The organism is Pseudomonas sp. P110(2024), from assembly GCF_057480795.1.
In genome coordinates this window covers 50,958-66,742 of sequence record NZ_JBLIYT010000002.1, presented here as the reverse complement: position 1 = coordinate 66,742, position 15,785 = coordinate 50,958, and the positions used below count along the sequence as shown (strand labels likewise).

Annotated in this window: 10 protein-coding genes; 3 read left to right on the top strand and 7 right to left on the bottom strand. The window is 65.0% G+C overall.

Annotation, left to right across the window (positions count from 1 at the left end):
• Positions 1–85 precede the first annotated feature (85 nt).
• From AC25ND_RS03280 to AC25ND_RS03270, 3 genes are all read right to left on the bottom strand, one after another.
• Complete coding sequence (locus AC25ND_RS03280; RefSeq protein WP_028690112.1) at positions 86–2,497, bottom strand: glucose/quinate/shikimate family membrane-bound PQQ-dependent dehydrogenase; 2,412 nt, start codon at positions 2,495–2,497, stop codon at positions 86–88.
• A 31-nt stretch (positions 2,498–2,528) separates the two neighbouring features.
• Positions 2,529–3,875 (bottom strand): carbohydrate porin, encoded by a 1,347-nt coding sequence (locus tag AC25ND_RS03275; RefSeq protein ID WP_088852669.1) that lies wholly within the window; start codon positions 3,873–3,875, stop codon positions 2,529–2,531.
• Positions 3,876–4,176: 301 nt separating this feature from the next.
• Entirely contained in the window at positions 4,177–6,228 is a 2,052-nt protein-coding gene (locus AC25ND_RS03270; RefSeq protein ID WP_486976102.1) for a TonB-dependent receptor, read from the bottom strand.
• Between the two features lie 369 nt (positions 6,229–6,597).
• Between AC25ND_RS03270 and AC25ND_RS03265 the strand changes: the two genes are divergently transcribed.
• Entirely contained in the window at positions 6,598–6,819 is a 222-nt protein-coding gene (locus tag AC25ND_RS03265) for a VF530 family protein (RefSeq protein ID WP_028690109.1), read from the top strand.
• Complete coding sequence (locus AC25ND_RS03260; RefSeq protein ID WP_486976101.1) at positions 6,819–7,445, top strand: Pr6Pr family membrane protein; 627 nt, start codon at positions 6,819–6,821, stop codon at positions 7,443–7,445. Before AC25ND_RS03265 ends, AC25ND_RS03260 begins: the two co-directional genes overlap by 1 nt.
• A gap of 146 nt (positions 7,446–7,591) precedes the next feature.
• Here AC25ND_RS03260 and AC25ND_RS03255 read toward each other — a convergent pair whose 3' ends face one another.
• The 3 genes from AC25ND_RS03255 to AC25ND_RS03245 form a co-directional block, all read right to left on the bottom strand.
• The gene (locus AC25ND_RS03255) at positions 7,592–8,353 is read right to left on the bottom strand and encodes a siderophore-interacting protein (protein ID WP_028690107.1); all 762 of its coding nucleotides are present in this window, start codon (positions 8,351–8,353) and stop codon (positions 7,592–7,594) included.
• Positions 8,350–8,883, bottom strand: coding sequence for a PadR family transcriptional regulator (locus AC25ND_RS03250; protein ID WP_486976100.1), 534 nt, complete (start codon positions 8,881–8,883; stop codon positions 8,350–8,352). The genes AC25ND_RS03255 and AC25ND_RS03250 overlap by 4 nt, the downstream gene beginning before the upstream one ends.
• Before the next feature lie 104 nt (positions 8,884–8,987).
• Positions 8,988–12,107 carry a transglycosylase domain-containing protein gene (locus AC25ND_RS03245; protein ID WP_028690105.1) on the bottom strand — a complete coding sequence of 1,040 codons (3,120 nt, stop codon included), beginning with the start codon at positions 12,105–12,107 and terminating at the stop codon, positions 8,988–8,990.
• 424 nt (positions 12,108–12,531) lie between these two features.
• Between AC25ND_RS03245 and AC25ND_RS03240 the strand changes: the two genes are divergently transcribed.
• Positions 12,532–13,950 (top strand): amino acid permease, encoded by a 1,419-nt coding sequence (locus AC25ND_RS03240; RefSeq protein WP_028690104.1) that lies wholly within the window; start codon positions 12,532–12,534, stop codon positions 13,948–13,950.
• A 61-nt stretch (positions 13,951–14,011) separates the two neighbouring features.
• Here the strand turns inward: AC25ND_RS03240 and AC25ND_RS03235 are convergent, their stop codons facing one another.
• A complete protein-coding gene (locus AC25ND_RS03235; protein WP_028690103.1) occupies positions 14,012–15,631 on the bottom strand; it encodes an FMN-binding glutamate synthase family protein in 1,620 nt (539 codons plus the stop codon).
• Positions 15,632–15,785: the final 154 nt, after the last annotated feature.

The window sequence follows — 15,785 nt, the reverse complement described above, 5'->3', positions numbered from 1 at the left end:
AAGGGGGGAGAACCGCGGGGGGAACAATAGCGGGTAAGCCCGCTCCCTGGTTGGGAGCGGGCCTGCCCTGCGACAGGCGTGACGCTTACTCAGCCAATTTGTAAGCGATGATGTAGTCGCCCATTTTAGTGCCCAGCGAGCCATGGCCGCCCGCGGTGACCAGCACGTACTGCTTGCCGTCCTTGCCGGTGTAGCTCATCGGCGTGGCCTGGCCGCCGGCCGGCAGACGAGCCTTCCACAACTCCTGGCCGTTCTTCACGTCGTAGGCGCGCAGGTACTGGTCCAGGGTGCCGCTGAGGAAGCCCACGCCACCGGCGGTGACGATCGAGCCACCCATGCTTGGCACGCCCACCGGCATGCCGATCGGCACCGGGGTGCTGTCGCGGGTGGTGCCGTTCTTGTGCTTCCACACCACCTTGTTGGTGAACAGGTCGATGGCCGCCACATAGCCCCAGGCCGGTGCCTGGCACGGGATGCCCAGCGGCGACATGAACGGGTGCATGGTCACCGCGTACGGCGCGCCGGCGTTCGGCTGCACGCCGCTGGTCTCGCTTTCGCGTTTGCTGCCTTCTGCTACCTGCTCGCGCGGGATCATTTTCGACACGAAGGCCATGTAGTTCGGCGAGGTGAAGAGGATCTGGCGCACCGGGTCGACCGACACGCTGCCCCAGTTGAACACGCCGACGTTGCCTGGGTAGACCAGGCTGCCCTGCTCGGAAGGCGGCGTGTACTGGCCTTCGTAACGCAGGCTGCGGAACTGGATGCGGCAGAGCATCTGGTCGAACGGCGTGGCGCCCCACATGGCCTGTTCGGTCAGATCGGGGCCGAGCAGGTTGAGGTCGGAGCGGGCCTGGGTCGGCGCGGTGTGGTCGCCTTTCACGGCGCCCTGCGGTACCGGGATCTCGCGGATCGGCACGATCGGCGTGCCATCGCGGCGGTCGAGCACGTACAGGCTGCCTTGCTTGGTCGGCACGATGACCGCCGGCTTGACGCCGTCGTCGGTCTTCAGGTGAACCAGGGTCGGCTGGCTGCCGACGTCCATGTCCCACAGGTCGTGGTGGGTGAACTGGTAGTTCCAGCGCGCCTTGCCGGTGGCCAGGTCCAGGGCGACGATGCCGGCGCTGTACTTCTCGGCACCCGGAGTGCGGTCGGCACCCCACTGGTCGGGGGTCTGGTTGCCCAGCGGCAGGTAGATCATGCCCAGGTCTTCGTCGACGCTGGCGATCGACCACATGTTGGCCGAGTTGCGGCTGTACATTTTCCCGTCGGCCAGGGGCTTGGTGTCGTCCGGGTTGTTGCTGTCCCAGTTCCACACCAGGTGGCCGTCGTGCACGTCGTAGGCGCGGATTACGCCGGACGGCTCGTTGGTCGATTCGTTGTCGGTGACATGGCCACCGATGATCACCAGGCTGCGGGTGATCGCCGCGGGCGAGGTGGAGTAGTAGCCACCGGCGGTGAACGGGCCGATGCCGCGGGTCAGGTCGATCACGCCCTGGTTGGCGAAGCCTTCGCAAACCTTGCCGGTGTCGGCGTTGATGGCGATCAGGCGGGCGTCGGCGGTGGGCAGGTACAGGCGGCGCGGGCATGCCTGGGCCACGGCCTGGCCGGCGTCAGTAATCTTCGGCGCGGGGCTGCCGTCACGGCTGACGTAGTTGTTCTCGTCATAGTACGAGACGCCGCGGCAGGTCATGTGGGCGAAGCCCTTGAAGGTGCCGGTAGGGCTCTTGACCTGGGGGTCGTAGCGCCAGATTTCGGCGCCGGTATCTGGGTCCAGGGCCAGCAGGCGGCTGTGGGCGGTGCAGGCATAGAGCATGCCGTTGACCTTCAGCGGGGTGTTCTGGTTGGTCAGCTCCACCGGGTCGTTTTCGCTTGGCAGATCGCCGGTGCGGATGCGCCAGGCCTCTTCCAGGCGGTAGGCGTTCTGCGGGGTGATCTGGCGCAGCGGCGAGTAGCGGTCGCCGTGTTCGGTGCGGCCGTAGGCCTGCCATTCACCCTCCGGCATGGCCGGAGCGGCGCTGCCCATCTCGCTGTTGTCGCGGGTGAACTCGCCACGGATCTCGCCCGGGTGGGTGAACTGGCTGGCCACGGCGGTGGCGCCGGAGGCGACCACGGCGACGCTGAGCAGGGCGGTGTTGACTTTCGACGCGGGGCCGACCAGCGGGCGGCGTGCCCACGGCAGCAGCAGGACCACGCCGATGGCGAACCAGATGGCCAGGCGCGGCACCAGCTGCCACCAGTCCAGGCCGACTTCCAGCAGCGCCCAGGCGGTGCTGCCCAGCAGCATCAGGCCATACAGGCCCAGGGCGATGCGACGCTTGGCCAGCAGCAGGATGCCGGACAAGGCGAAGCCGATACCGGCAATCAGGTAGTAAAGCGAGCCACCCAGCTGGCTCAGCTTGATGCCGCCGGCCAGCAGGGCCAGCCCCATCAGCAGCAGCAATACGCCCATCAGGCGCGGTAGCCAGCGGGTTCCATTCTTGGCACCGTCAGTGCTCATCGTCTGTTCTCCGTAGTGTGAAAGGGTCGGGTTAGAAACTGCTCTGGATCTTCAGGCCGCCGATCAGGGCGTCGTCGACCCGCGACACCCCGCCCGGATGGCGGATGTACTGCAGATTCGGGCGCACGGTGAGCCAGTCGGCCAGGTGGATGCCGTAATAGAGTTCGGCGCTGTATTCGGTGTCCTGCACGGGCAGGAAACCGGGGTTGTCGTAGTCGTCCAGGCCGTTGGCCTGGTTGATGAGGCGGGCGTTCTTGCGGTAGCCGGGATTGACGTGCACGCGGGCCAGGGCGAAACCGATGTCGTCCTTGGCGCGGGCATCGAAGGGCCCTTTGTAAACCACACCTGCCTGCACATAGTTGTCGATGGCATTGGTCTTCTTGTCGTGCACCGTGGCATTGGCGAACAGGCTCAGGCCGCGCGACTGGTCGGAGGCCAGCGCGGTTACCTGCTGCTGGGCGCCGAGCCACAGGCCATGCTTGCTCGAGCTGCTGCGGTAGGCGGCGCCGCTGATGGCGGCAGGCGCGCCGGTGCTGTCCTTGAGTACATCCTGTGCCTTGGCATTACTGTAGTAGTAGCCGGCGCGATATTCCCCTTTCAGGCCATTGACCCGCGGGCTCCAGACCAGTTCGATCGGCATCACCGCGCCCTGGGTGCCGCTGCCGCTGAGCTTGAAGCCGTTGCCGCTCTCGAGGTTGGAGGGGTTCTGCTCGAAAACGCCGACCTGGGCGTAAAGTGCGTCGTTCAGGTTGTAGCGCACGCGCAGGGCCCACTGGCTGACCGGCCAGTTGTACCAGATGCCGCCGACCCAGTTGCCCACCTGCGAGCCGCAGAACGCCAGGTTCTGGAAGTCGCAGGGGAAGCTGTTGAAGTCCTCGCCTTCGCCAAAGCGGCCGAATTTCACGTCCAGCGTGCCATCGAAGTATTTCTGCTTGATCCACATCTGCGTCAGCCGCCAGGTCTCGCCACGGCCCCAGACCTCCTGGGCCGAGGTGAAACCGCCGACGCGCGGGTCGTTGATGCGGTCGTTGCTGATGTTGTCGCCATGGCGTTCGGTGACGGTCAGCTGGAACTCGGTGTCTTGCCAGCCGAGGATCTTTTGCAGGTCCATGTTCACGCCGAAGGTGAACTGGTCGCTGTAGCGCGCCGCGCGGTCATGGCTGTAGCCGCCGTGCAGGTTGCTGCCCATCTCGCCGGTGTAGCCGAGGGTGAAGTCATAGCCTTCCTCCAGCAGCTCGCTGCGGGTTCCGCCCCAGTCTCCGAGCATCCACGGCGAGTCCTTGGCGAACATTTCGCTGGCGCTGGTGGTGGGGGACAGGGCGCCGAGCAGGGTGGCGAGGGCGAGGCCGGAGTAGCGGGTATAGGGCAGCTGGAGCATGAGATAGCGCTATCTTTTGATTGTTGAAGAAACGGCAAGCGCAACGAAGTGCGAGATCTTCGAAGGGAAATGACTGCGTTGGGTATCGAATGAAGCGATTCAGCTTGCGGCGGGGAGGATATAGGGGAAGTTGTAAGAAAAAAAGACAAAATGTCGCAGGGGATTGTTGCTGACGGGGTAACAGTAAGTGCGCAGGAGGCTGCTTTGTAGCCTATTCGCCGGCAAGTCGGCTCCCACCGGTACAGCGCAGTCCTGTGGGAGCCGGCTTGCCGGCGAAAGGGGCGCATAGCGCCCCTGGCAATCAGAAGCTGGTACGCAGCCCCACCTGCACACTACGCCCCGGCGCCGGCGCGATATCACGCAGGATCGAGCTGGCATAGCGCACGGTCTGGTCGGTGAGGTTCTCGCCGCGCACGAAGGCCAGCCATTCACTCTGGCCGATGTCGAAGCGATACCCCAGGCTGGCGCCGAGGGTGGTGTAGCCATCGGTGCTGGTCTCGTTGGCCGGTTTGCGATGCTGTGACGCCGCGTGCTGCACATCGACACGCGCCTGCCAGCGGTCCAGCTCCCAGACCAGGCCGCTGTTCAGGCGCAGCGGGGCGATGCGCGGCAGCGGCTCGCCGCTGTCGAGGTTCTTGGCCCGGGTGTAGTCGCCGGACAGTTCCAGGGCGAAGCTGCCGTAGCGGTTTTTCAGCAGTTGCCAGCGGTCCTGGGCCTCGATGCCGTAGAAACGTGCCCGCACGCCCTGATAGGCATACTCGGGGATATCGCCGTGGTCATGATCATGATCGTGGTCATGGTCATGATCGTCGTGGTCGTGATGATGGCCTTCACGCAGGTTGCCGGTGCCAATCAGGCCGATGTAGTTGCGAAAATGGCTGTAGAACACGCCGACGCTGCCCTTGTGGGTGCCGTTGTCGAAGCGCAGGGCCAGGTCGGTGGAGATGGCCTTCTCCTTGTTCAGGTTCGGATCGCCGATCTCGTAGGCGCCGGTGGCCACGTGGGCACCGTTGGCGTACAGCTCGTAGAAAGTCGGCGCGCGCTCGGTGTAGCCAAGGTTGGCGGCCAGCGACCAGATCGGGTCGAGCTGGTACACCGCGCCCGAGGACAGGCTCAAGGCGTTGAAGCTGCTGGCGCTGTCGGCCCCGGCGAAGTTCTCGTTGCCCTTGGCATCCGGATCGACCCGGGTGTGTTCCAGGCGCGCGCCCAGGCTCAGGTTCAGGCGTTCGCTGGCCTGCCATTGCTCAAGCAGGAACAGCGCCAGGCTGTCGGTATCGGTGTGCGGGACAAAGGCTTCCTCGCCCAGCGCGGAGAATTCGTTGCGGCTGACCTGGGCGCCGACCACGCCCTCGACCGGGTCCAGCGGCTGGTGACGGGCCTCGATGCGCGCTTCGTAGCCTTTGTTCTTGAAGGTGGTGTGCACCTCGCCGCTTTCGATTTCGCGGTGCTGGTAGTCGGTGTAGCCGGCATCGACCTTGACCGAGCTGAACGGCCCGTCGAGGTCGCGCAGTTCCGAGGCGAAGCCGTAGTGGTCCTGCTGCATGTCCAGGCGCACGCCGGGCTCGGCCACCGAGCCGTAGTTGCTGTCGTAGCGGCTGTAGGACAGGCCGGTGTAGCCGTGATCCCAATGGTACGAACCGCCGATCGCACCGCCGTCCTGGCGACCGTCGCTGTTCTCCAGGCGGTGCTTGCCGCCGGGCTCGTCGGCATCGCGGACCTTCGAACTGCGGGCGTAGCCGGGGATGCGCAGGTCGTTGAACTGGCGGCTGTTGGCGTCCAGGTGCAGGGCGAAGGCGCCGTTGCCGGCCTCCAGCTTGCCAGCGCTGCTGCGGGTGGTGTCGGCGCCGCCGTAGCGCAGCTCGCCCGCGCCATGGATGCCGTCGATGGGTGAGTCGGGGATGCGGTTGTCGAAGGTGTTGACCACGCCGCCGATGGCGTTGCCGCCATATAGCAGGGCGGCCGGGCCGCGGACGATCTCGACCCGCTCGACGGTGACCGGGTCCAGTGGCACGGCGTGGTCGTAGGACAGCGACGAGGCGTCCAGGGCGCCGACGCCGTTGCGCAGGATACGAATACGGTCGCCGTCCAGGCCGCGGATTACCGGGCGGCTGGCACCGGGGCCGAACCAGGTGGAGGCGACGCCGGGCTGTTTGTTGAGGGTTTCACCGAGGCTGGCGTGTTGCTGTTGCAGCAGGTCGTCGCCTTCGAGGACGGTGCTGGGCGCGGCCAGTTGGGCGTTGCCCAGCGGGTTGGCAGTGATCACCTGGGGTTGCAGTTCCACGGCCTGGCTGGAGGTGGAGGCCAGCCAGAGCGCGACGGCAAGGGGAGAGAGGTGCAGCGGCATGTGACGCATGGGGATGTGGCGTTCCTTGGCAGAATTGTTAATAGTTACTTTATAACATTTCATCACAAGCTGTTTGCCATGGGCCAGTACTTTGTGAAGTAACGTGTTTACCCTGTAGGCGATCGTCCAGCCCTGTGGGAGCGGCCTTGCGTCGCGAAAGGGCTGCGCAGCAGCCCCGGCAATTTTTGATGGTGGCTCAGAACCTGGGGCCGCTGCGCGCCCCTTTCGCGACGCAAGGCCGCTCCCACAGAGGACAGTTTCCAGCGCGACAGCGTGGCCCGAAGGGCTGGGCACTCTCCTACAGGGCTCAGCGGTAGAGGCTGTAGATGCCACTACACTCGTGTAAGGTGCGCACCTTCCCGAACCTGGAGCACTGGCATGAGCACGGCCAATCACAACGCGCTGCACGGCAAGACCCTCGAGCAGATCCTTACCGAACTGGTGGCGCACTACCAATGGCAGGGCCTGGCCGAGCGCGTCGACATCCGCTGCTTCAAAAGCGACCCGAGCATCAAGTCGAGCCTGACCTTCCTGCGCAAGACCCCGTGGGCACGGGAAAAGGTCGAGCAGCTGTACGTGAAGCTGCAGCGCAAAGGCTGATGCCGCCCCGCCCCTGGCTGACCCTGGCGGCCGTCCTCGGCTGGACGGGCCTGGCGATCCAGTTGTACCTGGTGCTGCTGGCGCGCTGGCAGGAGCAGGCCAGCCTGATCGGCGGGCTGGTTAACCTATTCTGTTTTTTCACGGTGTTGAGCAATACGCTGGTGGCCACCGTGCTCAGCCAGGCCGCGTTCGGCCGCGAGTCGGCGGCCAGGCGCTGGTTCTTGTCACCCGCTGTGAGCTCATGCATCGCCGCGAGCATTCTGCTGGTGGCACTGGCCTACAGCCTGTTGCTGCGCCACCTTTGGCAGCCCCGGGGCTGGCAGTGGCTGGCGGACGAACTGCTGCACGATGTGGTGCCGCTGGTGTTCGTCCTGTACTGGTGGCTGGAGGTGCCCAAGGGGCAATTGCGGCTCTGGCACCTGGCGGCCTGGGCGCTGTACCCGGTGTTGTATTTTGCCTTCGTGCTGCTACGCGGGCATGAGATTGGGGTCTATCCCTATCCGTTCATCGACGTGGCACGGTTGGGATATGGGCAGGTGCTGGGCAATGCCCTGATGGTGCTGGCGGGATTCTGGGGGATCGGGTTGGTATTGCTGGGGTTGGATCGCTGGCGCAGGCATTCATGAGATTGGCCATATGCAATCCCTGTAGTAGCGGCCTTGCCTCGGCAATTTCTGCCTTGGCGCTGAGATCCCGGGGCTGCTTTGCAGCCCTTTCCGACCGGGCCGACACCTCGGCAAGGCCGCTCCTACACGGGGTGTGCAGATTCTGATCATTCGTCGTCGGCAGTGCCGTCAGCTCGCCAGTAAGCCGCAGCCTTGAGGGCATCCTCGGGAACGCCTTTCTCCAGCAGCAGCGCCTTGGCCTGGCGGGTCAGAGCCTTCTCCAGCGCCACCCAGCCATACAACCGGCCCTGGGGCAACGCCAGGTGCTTCACCCGCTCCAGCACATCCTCCTGGTGCCGGCGCACCCAGATCACCTCGACCTGGGCCTTGCTCGTCAGCACCTGGCGCTCCTGCTCGTCCTCGATCTGGATCACCGCCAGTACCTGGCGGCCCGCCGGCAGTTCTTCCAGGCGACGGGCAATGGCCGGGATCGCCGTCTCGTCGCCGATCAGCAAGTAGCTGTCGAAGATATCCGGCACCACCATCGAGGCCCGCGGGCCGGCGATGTCCAGGGTCTGGCCGGGCGCGGCCTGGGCCGCCCAGGTGGAGGCGGGGCCATCGCCATGCAGGACGAAATCGATATCCAGCTGGTTGTTCACCAGGTCGATGCGCCGTGGCGTGTACTCGCGCATGGTCGGCCGGGCGCCGCCATCACGGCCCAGGTTGCGCGCGTCGATGGCCTGCTGCTCTTCGGGCGTGCAGGCGAACAGCAGCTTGATGTGGTCGTCCGTGCCGACACTGGTGAAACCGGTTAGCTCCGCGCCACCGAGGGTAATGCGGCGCATGCGCGGGGTGAGGTCGGTGACCCGCAGCACTTCGAGGCGGCGCTGGCGAATCTCATGGTTGACGCGATGAATGGTGTCGCTCATGGGGTGTTCTCCGTAACAAGGTTGGCCGGCCTGGAGGCGATGGCCTTGGCGGTGTCGTTGAGCAGGTTGCGCACCCGCTCGATCTCTTCGCTGGTCCAGCGGCCGCTGTGCATGTGCAGGGCGTGGCGCAGGTTGCCGACCGCTTCATGGATTTCCGGCGGCCGGTCGTGGCCGCGCAGGGCGCGCTTGCTAACCTCGATGCGCATGCGCACGCCGTCGAGGGCGACGGCCTGTTCCTGCAAGGCACTGCGGCCGGCATCGGTGATGGCGTAGAGGCGCTTGCTGCCCTGGATGGCGCCGGTGACCAGCTCGGCTTCCTCGAGATAGCTAAGTGTGGGGTAGATCACCCCGGGGCTGGGGCTGTAGCTGCCGTCGAAGAGGGTCTCGATCTGGCGGATCAGGTCGTAGCCATGGCCGGGTTGCTCGGCCAGCATCGAAAGCATCAGCAACTTCAGGTCGCCGGGGGCGAATACCCGCGGGCCACGTTCGCCGCGGCCGGGACGGCGTTCGAAGGGGTCGTGGTCGCGCATGGGGAAGGGCTCCGTCTGTTTAGATATATCGCAAGATATTACTCAAGATATATCTAAAGACAAGCCCTCAAATGCAGATGATTATCATCTGTTTTTTTGATGGTTCAGGACTGGCCCGCCACTTGTGGTGCCTTGCAGGCGGTGGGATTGCCCGGCTCCAGATACGGCATGAGAATCGGTGCCATGCCCTTGAGCACCTGCACCGGCAACGCCGAGGTGAACGTGAACGCTTCTGCCGAGCGCCCCGGGACGAACGCGGTAAGGGTGCCGAAGTGGTTGTCGCCGAGGAAGAACACGAAGGTCGCGGTGCGGTTCAGCGAACGCGAGCCGATCAACCGGCCGCCGGCGCCGAAGCTTTCGATGCGGTTGTCGCCGGTGCCGGTCTTGCCGCCCATCACCAGCGGGGTGCCGTCGTGCAGCTTGAAGCTGCCGGAGATGCGCCGCGCGGTGCCGGCGTCGACCACCTGCGACATGGCGCCCTTGAGCGCCCGGGCGACTTCCACCGGGAGAATCCGCTGGCCACGGTCCGGGTCGCTGATCAGCTGCGTTTCGTAGGGGGTGTTCTGGGCGAAGTGCAGGGTGTCGATGCGCAGCGTGGGCAGGCGCACGCCGTCGTTCTGGATGATCCCGACCAGTTCGGAGAGCGCGGCCGGACGGTCGCCGGAGCTGCCGATGGCGGTGGCCAGCGACGGTACCAGGTGGTCGAACGGGTAGCCGACGCGCTTCCAGCGCTGGTGGATATCGGTGAACGCCTCGATCTCGACCATGGTGCGGATGCGGCTGTCGCGGGCGCCCTGGTGGCGGCTCTTGAACAGCCAGCTGTAGACCTCCTGGCGCTCGAAGCGGCTGGCGTTGAGGGCGTCCTTGAGCGAGGCGCCGGGGTTCTTCAGCAGGTAGCCGAGCAGCCACAGGTCCAGCGGGTGGACTTTGGCGATGTAGCCCTGGTCAGGCAAGTCGTACTTGCCCGGGCCGTAGGCTTCGTACATCTCCACCAGGCGGCCGTCGGTGAGCTTGGCCATGGCCTTCTTGTCTTCCTTGCTGTGGGCGCGAACGAAGGCGTTGAAGGTCTCCTGGCCGGCCTCGGGGAACAGGTAGCGGTGCACCGCGGCCAAGCGCTGCGGGGTTACCCGCATGCTGTCGAGGAAGGTGTCCAGGCGCTGCTGCGAGGTCTTGCGCTGGTACTTCTTCCAGAAACGCATGGTGTAGTTGGAGCCTTCGCGGTCGGCGAAGCGCGCCAGGTATTCCTGGCGGCGCGGATCGCTGTCGTCCCTGAGCAGTGGTTCGCGGTTGAACGGCTGCTGATAGGTGACGTAGCGCACGATGTCGCGCATCAGGCGGATGAACGGCAGGTTGATCGACTCGCGCAGGGCATCCTTGAGCGTGGGGTTGCGATTGTTGTCTTCCTTGCGGAAGTTGTTGAACACATGCATGCCGCCACCGGTAAAGAAGGCCTCGCCGGTGTTGGCCGAGTACTTGCGCTCGAGCGCCGCGTCGAGCATGGCATCCAGGCCTTGGTTCTTGCTGTTCTGCATCAGCCATTCCAGCGACCACTGGGTGATGCGGTCGAGCTCGGCCACCGGGACCTTCTTCAGCTCGGCCGCCGGCTTGCCGGCATACTTGTCGTGCAGCTCGGCGATGATTTCCAGGTAGGTGGTCAGCACCCGCAGCTTGGCGGTGGAGCCCAGTTCGAGCTTGCTGCCTTCATTGATGTCGAAGGGCTGGTTGGTGCTGTCGGTCTGCACCCGTACCCGCGAACCGTCGGCGGTACGTTCGAACAGGGTAAAGCTGTAGCTCACCTGGTCGGTGGTCTTGGCCGTGAGCAGGCGTTCGCCGATCAGGCCCATCTGCGCGGCGAATACCGGGTCGGCGAGGTTTTTCAGGTACTGGCTGACCTGCACCTGCAGGTCGGCCTGCAGGGTGCTGGTGGCCGACAGATCGAGGCGGTCGAGGTCGTAAAGCGGCCGGTTGAGCATGGCTGCCAGGCGGTTGCGGGCCAGGCTGATGCCTTTGTTGGTGATAATCGGCACGATGGTCGGCTGGGCCACCCAGTCGCGGTACACCGCCTTGCTGGCCAGGGCGGCGTCGGCCAGGGCACGCTCGATGATGCCGTTGGCGGCGAGTACGCGGATGTGCGAATCGGTGAGCTCGGCCAGTTCGATGCGGCCCTTGGACAGGTAATGCGAAGGGCGGCGCTGGGCGATCATCAGCGACAGCACCTGGCGCAGGGCCAAGCCGCGTTCGGCCATGCTTTTTTCGTCGCTGGCGGTGGAGGTGAGGGCCTGGTTGACCTGGTCGAAGTCGGCGCCGTACCACACCCGCAGGCCTTCGGCCATGCCGTGCACCTCGCCGTGGCCGGGTACCGCCGACAGCGGCACGCTGTTGAGGTAGTCGCGCACGATGCGCTCGCGAGCCTCGGTGGTGTCGGGGCCGCCCTGGTAGGCACGCACGCTGGCGGAAATCATCTGGCGGATCTTCTCGGCGCCTGAGACGGTCAGCCCGTCCGGCGAGTGGCGGTATTTCTCCAATTGGGTGGCCAGGGTGCTGCCGCCGGCTGACTGCCCGGGCAGGGCCAGGTACTTGGCCACCTGGCTATAGGCGGCCTTGGCGAAGCGTGGCCAGTCCACCGCTGGGTTGTTCTGCGGGTCTTTCGGGTCGAGCAGGTCGCGGTTCTCGATGAACAGCAGGCTGTTGACCATCACCGGCGGGATCGCCGCAAAGTTCGGGTACAGGTGCTGCGGGTAGTTGTATTGATAGAGCATGTCGCCGCGGCAGTCGGTGATCGACAGGCCAGCCTGGATCTTCTCCACATAGGGGACGAACAGGCCGTGATCGACGTAGTTCATCAGCGCTGGGGAGAAACGCACCTGCTGGTTGATCAGGTAGTCGCGCTTGAGCAGTCGCGGCAGGAATTCGCCCAGGGCGCTGTAGCCCAGGCGCCTGTCGAACGGACCCTCGCCCGGGTAGACGATGGCATCGCTCGGGCCGGGCTCAAGGGCGTAGGTGAGGGTACCGGCCAGGCGGCTGAACTCACGCGATTGCAGGCGCGAGGTCTGGAATTCGTCATAGGCGGCAAGGCCCACCGCGACCAGGCCGATCAACAGGATGAGCAGGATCAGGCGCCACCACAGGCGGCGCTGACGTGGGGTCTTGGGCAAGGGGGCTTCAGCCTGAGGTGCTTTGGGTGCTTCCGTTCTGGTTGGTTCCGATTGCCACAGTGCGCCCATAGTCTTGAGTCCGGCCAGGTGTTTTCGCGTTGCTTGTCTGAAGCTTAGACGCTGGCCAAGTTTGGTGAAAAATTTGTAAGAAGCTTCGAGCGATAGCGTATGAACATGCGCCTTTGGTGCGACTTCCATTCTTCGGCAATGTTGTTAATGTAGCTGCCCCATTCCTGTGCATGGGTGGAGCGAGGCCAGAATGCCCCTCCGGTTAAGGGCTTTTTGCCGAGAATTCTCGCCAAATATCCCGTTTTATATAGTGAAAAGCCCTGCAATTGGCTTCCTATACTGCTCGCCCCCTTCGACCCGCCGGCGCCCCGCGTCCGGTGGACAGGCCGCCCACAACGCGGCCTGGCGAGACGACGCCCCGCCTATCGGCGTGGTCGGTGCTGCACGAAGGTCAAATCCAATAACAAAATGAGGTTGTATTGCTATGCCAGTCGGCAACCATCCTGCCCACGACGCGTCCGTCCAGGGCGGCCCGCTCAAGCGCGAGCTGGGCGAACGGCACATCCGTCTGATGGCCCTTGGCGCCTGTATCGGCGTCGGCCTGTTCCTGGGATCGGCCAAGGCCATCGAAATGGCCGGCCCCGCCATCATGCTCTCCTACATCATCGGTGGCCTGGCCATCCTGGTGATCATGCGCGCCCTCGGCGAGATGGCCGTGCACAACCCGGTGGCAGGCTCCTTCAGCCGCTACGCGCAAGACTACCTCGGCCCCCTGGCGGGCTTCCTCACCGGCTGGAACTATTGGTTCCTGTGGCTGGTGACCTGCGTCGCCGAGATCACCGCGGTGGCCATCTACATGGGCATCTGGTTCCCCGATGTGCCGCGCTGGATCTGGGCGCTGATGGCCCTGGGCAGCATGGGCGCGATCAACCTGATTGCGGTCAAGGCGTTCGGCGAGTTCGAGTTCTGGTTTGCCCTGATCAAGATCGTCACCATCATCGCCATGGTGCTCGGCGGTATTGGCATCATCGCCTTCGGTTTCGGTAACGACGGCGTGGCCATGGGTATCTCCAACCTGTGGCGCAACGGCGGCTTCATGCCCAATGGCGTGACCGGCGTGCTGATGTCGCTGCAGATGGTGATGTTCGCCTACCTGGGCGTGGAAATGATCGGCCTGACCGCCGGCGAAGCGCGCAACCCGCAGAAGACCATCCCCCAGGCCATTGGCTCGGTGTTCTGGCGCATCCTGCTGTTCTATGTGGGCGCGCTGTTCGTGATCCTGTCGATCTATCCGTGGAACGAGATCGGCAGCCAGGGCAGCCCGTTCGTGATGACCTTCGAGCGCCTCGGCATCAAGACCGCCGCCGGCATCATCAACTTCGTGGTGATCACCGCCGCGCTGTCGTCGTGCAACGGCGGTATCTTCAGCACCGGGCGCATGCTCTACAGCCTGGCGCAGAACGGCCAGGCCCCGGCCACTTTCGCCCGTACCTCGAAGAGCGGCGTGCCGCGCAACGCGCTGCTGCTGTCGATCGCCGCGCTGCTGCTGGGCGTGCTGGCCAACTACCTGGTGCCGGAGAAGGTGTTCGTCTGGGTGACCTCGATCGCCACTTTCGGCGCGATCTGGACCTGGGTGATGATCCTGCTGGCGCAACTGAAGTTCCGCGCCGGGCTGAGTACCGCCGAGCGCAACGCGCTGAAATACCGCATGTGGCTGTGGCCGTTGAGTTCGTACCTGGCGCTGGCGTTCCTGGTACTGGTGGTGGGGCTGATGGCGTACTTCCCGGATACCCGCGTGGCCTTGTACATCGGTCCGGCATTCCTGGTGCTGCTGACGGCGCTGTACTACACCTTCCGTCTGGCGCCGAAAGAGGCCCAAGGCGTGGCGAGTACCGCCTCCTGATGAACAAAGCCCCGGCCAGTGCCGGGGCTTTGTTTTTGTATGGCCCTCATCGCGTGGCCGATCAGGCCGCCACCTCGCTATGCGGCTCGAAACTGTCGGCCCGGGCCAACTGCCACATCCGCGAATAAAACTGCCCATTGACCTCGCCGGTGAGCAGTTCGCCCGGCTTGAGGAACACGTGCATCTGCGAGAACAGCTTGATCTCGGTGGCCGAGATGCGCCGCACCAGGTGCTTGGCCTCCAATTGCGCCGGATGTTCCAGGCCCGCCGCGGCGAGCATCTCGGCCAGGGCGCGCAGGGTGTTGTGGTGGAAGTTCAGCACCCGCTGGGCCTTGTCCGGCACCACCAGCGCACGCTGGCGCAGGGCGTCCTGGGTGGCCACGCCGGTCGGGCACTTGTTGGTGTGGCAGCTCTGCGACTGGATGCAGCCGATGGCGAACATGAAACCGCGCGCCGAGTTGGCCCAGTCGGCGCCGATGGCCAGCACGCTGGCGATGTCGAAGGCGCTGACGATCTTGCCGCTGGCGCCGAGCTTGATCTTGTCGCGCAGGTTCAGGCCGACCAGGGTGTTGTGCACGAACAGCAGGCCCTCGCGCAGCGGCACGCCGATATGGTCGGTGAACTCCACCGGGGCGGCGCCGGTGCCGCCTTCCTTGCCGTCGACGACGATGAAGTCGGGCAGGATGCCGGTCTCCAGCATGGCCTTGGCGATGCCCATGAATTCCCATGGGTGGCCCAGGCAGAACTTGAAGCCCACCGGCTTGCCGCCGGACAGCTCACGCAGCTGGGCGATGAACTGCATCATCTCGATCGGGGTCGAGAAGGCGCTGTGGCGTGATGGCGAGATGCAGTCCTCGCCCATCATGACGCCACGGGTCTCGGCGATTTCCCGGGTCACCTTGTGCTTGGGCAGGATGCCGCCATGGCCGGGCTTGGCGCCCTGGCTCATCTTGATTTCGATCATCCGCACCTGCGGGTTCTGCGCCTGGACGGCGAAGCGCTCGGGGTCGAAGCGGCCGTCCGCGGTGCGGCAGCCGAAGTAGCCGCTGCCCAGTTCCCAGACCAGGTCGCCGCCATGTTCGCGGTGGTAGGGGCTGATGCTGCCTTCGCCGGTGTCGTGGTGGAAATTGCCCAGCTTGGCGCCCTGGTTGAGGGCCCGGATGGCGTTGGCGCTGAGCGAGCCGAAGCTCATGGCCGAGATGTTGAAGATCGACGCCGAGTACGGCTGGGTGCACTGCGGGCCGCCGACGCTGACGCGAAAGCTCGCCGGGTCGGCCAACGGCGCGGGGCGCATGGAGTGGCCGATGAACTCGAAGCCCGACTCGTAGACGTCGATCAAGGTACCGAAGGGTTTGTCCGAGGCTTCGTTCTTGGCCCGGGCGTAGACCAGTGAGCGCTGGGCGCGGGAGAAGGGCAGCGCGTCGCTGTCGGATTCCAGCAGGTACTGGCGGATCTCCGGGCGGATGCCCTCGACCAGGTAGCGGATGTTGCCCAGGATCGGGTAGTTGCGACGGACCGCGTGGCGTTGCTGGAGCAGGTCGAACACGCCAATCAGGCTGAGTACCCCGGTGGTCAGGGTGAACGGCCACAACCAGTCGTGGGCGAGGAACGGCAGGCTGGCGAGGGTGAACAGCACGCAGGCGGCGAAGAAGGCGTAACGGCTGAGGAGTGACAGGCTCATACGGTGTCCTTGCGAATGGCTCGGTCAGGCTCAGGGGCCTGGGGCAAACCCCGACCATAGCCCGGTTGGGCGCTGGGGGAAAAATGAAAATTGGGGTATCGAAAATCATTCGCGATAAGATATGTTATAAAGTAACCATAACTTACAGGAGATT